This is a genomic window from Acinetobacter sp. GN11 (assembly GCF_054823985.1).
In genome coordinates, this window is the sequence record NZ_JRVL01000074.1 from 1 (window position 1) to 2,726 (window position 2,726).

At 34.2% G+C, this 2,726-nt stretch carries 2 protein-coding genes and 1 pseudogene; 1 reads left to right on the forward strand and 2 read right to left on the reverse strand.

Annotated features, from left to right (window positions below; all coding sequences use genetic code 11):
* Nucleotides 1–228 (forward strand): annotated as a pseudogene (locus tag NL42_RS08460) (DNA breaking-rejoining protein); the annotation flags it as partial.
* Between the two features lie 68 nt (nucleotides 229–296).
* On the opposite strand, the gene NL42_RS08465 reads toward NL42_RS08460, so the two are convergent.
* Both NL42_RS08465 and NL42_RS08470 read right to left on the reverse strand, forming a co-directional pair.
* The gene (locus NL42_RS08465; RefSeq protein WP_461312437.1) at nucleotides 297–1,883 is read right to left on the reverse strand and encodes an ATP-binding cassette domain-containing protein; all 1,587 of its coding nucleotides are present in this window, start codon (nucleotides 1,881–1,883) and stop codon (nucleotides 297–299) included.
* A 260-nt stretch (nucleotides 1,884–2,143) separates the two neighbouring features.
* Nucleotides 2,144–2,587 (reverse strand): universal stress protein, encoded by a 444-nt coding sequence (locus NL42_RS08470; protein ID WP_016137808.1) that lies wholly within the window; start codon nucleotides 2,585–2,587, stop codon nucleotides 2,144–2,146.
* Nucleotides 2,588–2,726: the final 139 nt, after the last annotated feature.

A 2,726-nucleotide genomic window follows, 5' to 3' on the forward strand; every position in this document is an offset into this window, starting at 1 on the left:
AATAGTCTTGGTAATTTAGCCTATGTTAATATTTTTGCACCAGGTAAAAAGCCAGGTAAAGATAATGCATTATTAATTGGTTCAACTGTAGGATCTAAAGGAGAACTTACTTTACCAGTCGATGGTGATTATATTGTTCAGGTTTATCAAATGCGTAATAGTGCTCATAAAAATAAAACTGTGAAATATAATTTAGACATCGAAATATTAAATAAAGTAAAAAAATAATGATGGATAGAATTTACTAGCTCTCAAAAGAGAACTAGTAAATTTGAAGAAAAAGACATCAATAATGATTAATCGGCTAAAACAAAGGACTCATGAATAGCACAACTTTCAACAAAAGTTTGATCATGTGAAATGAGCAATACAGCGCCTTCATAGCTTTGAATAGCGGTAGCTAATAGTTCTCTAGATTCAATATCTAAATGATTTTCTGGTTCATCTAATAACAGCAGTTCAGGGGTAGGATGTTTCTGGCTAAGCGCCGATAAGGCTACTTTGAGTTTTTCACCACCACTGAGCTGAGACAAAAGTTGTGTACCTTTATCACCTCGAATTCGAAGTTGACCTAATAGATTTCGCCATTCTAGTTCTGAAAGCTCACTATTCATGTGGGTTAGATTTTTAATCACCGTCATTTCATCACATAAAAAGCTAAAGTTTTGGTCCAGATAAAAGCAATCTACAAATAAGTGAATGCTGTCACATGGCTGTTTATTTTGAGCATGAATTGCTTTGAGTAATGTTGATTTACCAATACCATTTTGGCCAGTTATGTGAATTTTTTCGGCTGCCTGAACTGCTAAATCTATGGGTTTTAGCGTTCCATATTTCAGTTTAAGCCCTTTAATTCGAAGAATTTCTCCAGATTTCTTATGAAAAGTAGGGAAGAGAAACTGTTGTGGCTTGACGGTTTCAAGACGCATTTTTTTGTCTGTTAAATCATTTTGACTGTTCGAAATCTGTCGTTGGTGCTGAGACTGTATGGCAGCAATACTTTGGCCTGCTTGTTCCTTTTTAAAATCGAGCAGAATTTTGGCTTGAGAATTTGATTCGCGTAATTTATTTCCAGCACGTTCACGTTTTTGAGCTTTCATTAATACTTCATGCTGCTTTTGCTTCATGTATTTAACGTCGCGTTGGCCTTGTTGAACAGATTGCTCTAAAGCTGCAACATGAGTTTGATACTGGTCATAAAATTTTTCATAGTTTCCCGTTGTGTGATGTAAACCATGTTCATTCAAATGATAAATATGGTCTACTTCATTCAATAAACTACGATCATGACTAATGATAAGCGCACCTGTTGGGTGTTTCCTCAAATGATCAATTAACCATTTTCTAGATTCCTGATCTAGATGATTACTAGGTTCATCAAGTAGTAAATAATGATCTGATTTTAAAAATAAGCAGCTCAATGCCAATTTAGTTTTTTGACCTTCGCTTAGGTTTTTCACTGGAAAGTCTAGATCTGTTGGTAAACCCGCAGACTCCAATAAATTATTCCATAAGGTGGGGAGGTCCCATTTACCTTCTAACAAATCATAATCATCGAAGTTGGCAACACCTTGTTCAACTCTTTTAAAAGTGAGATAAACATCTAAGATATCTAATGCTTCGGAAATGGTCTGTGCTGCTAAACGATGTAACTGAGGTAAATATGCATGCTTTACATGCCAAGATATTTGCCCAGATGTCAGAATTAAATCTGATTTAAGCGTCTGATTTAACATTTGCGTAAGCAAAGACTTACCTTGACCATTACGGCCAATTAAAGCAGATACTTGATGCGATTCAAGGTTAAAATTTAGTTGTTGAAACATGACTTTAGATGGAAATTCTAAAGAGAGTTGTGCTATTACACATGCCTGCTGAGTCATAAAAAACCTCATAAATACAGGATGTACAAAATAGGAAAAGTAGTTTTAAGCAGAGACGTTAAATCACAAAAAATAGTCTATTTTGCACATCAAAAAAAGAAAAATTGATGAGAAAAAAAGACTTACTTCATTGGCGTGACTCACGAAATTGGAAGAATAAGAAACTATTCTAACTGGATTTTTGATTAGTGTAAAATTTATGCAATTTATTTTATTAAAAAACCCAATCGTTGGATTGGGTTTTTTTGCATCTAAAAAGTTTATTCTTTTACAACCAATACCTGAATTTTGGTACTGTTTAAAACATCTTGAGCAAAGCTACCCAAAATAAGTTTTTGGAAGCCTTTGCGACCATGAGAACCAATCACAATCAAATCGGAACCTAAGCCTTCTACAGCTTTTAAAATACCATCTGAAGAAATTTCACCTTGGATGATTTGAGTTTCGGCATCAACACCTTCTTCGGCACATAAAGCTTTTACAGTTGCGAGTGTTTTTTCTGCATTTGCTCGTGCTTCAACAAAATAATCTTTTACAACAGGTGAGATGTAATAAAAATCTACACCGCTAAAAGGATCTACCGCAACTAAGCTAATAGCGGTCAATTTGCTCCCAAAAGCTTTTGCAATATGAGCTGCTTGTCTTGCTGCCGCTAAAGAAATTTCCGAACCATCGACTGGTACAATAATATGTTGGTAATTCATAATGTTATTCCTCTTATTTACAGTTGTTATATGTATGAAGCATTTATTAATTAAAGATTAACATATTTCATTCTCGGTAAACATCTATTCGGCCACAGGAAAGAAAAATTAAATAAATTTATTTTAAATCATGGGTTTG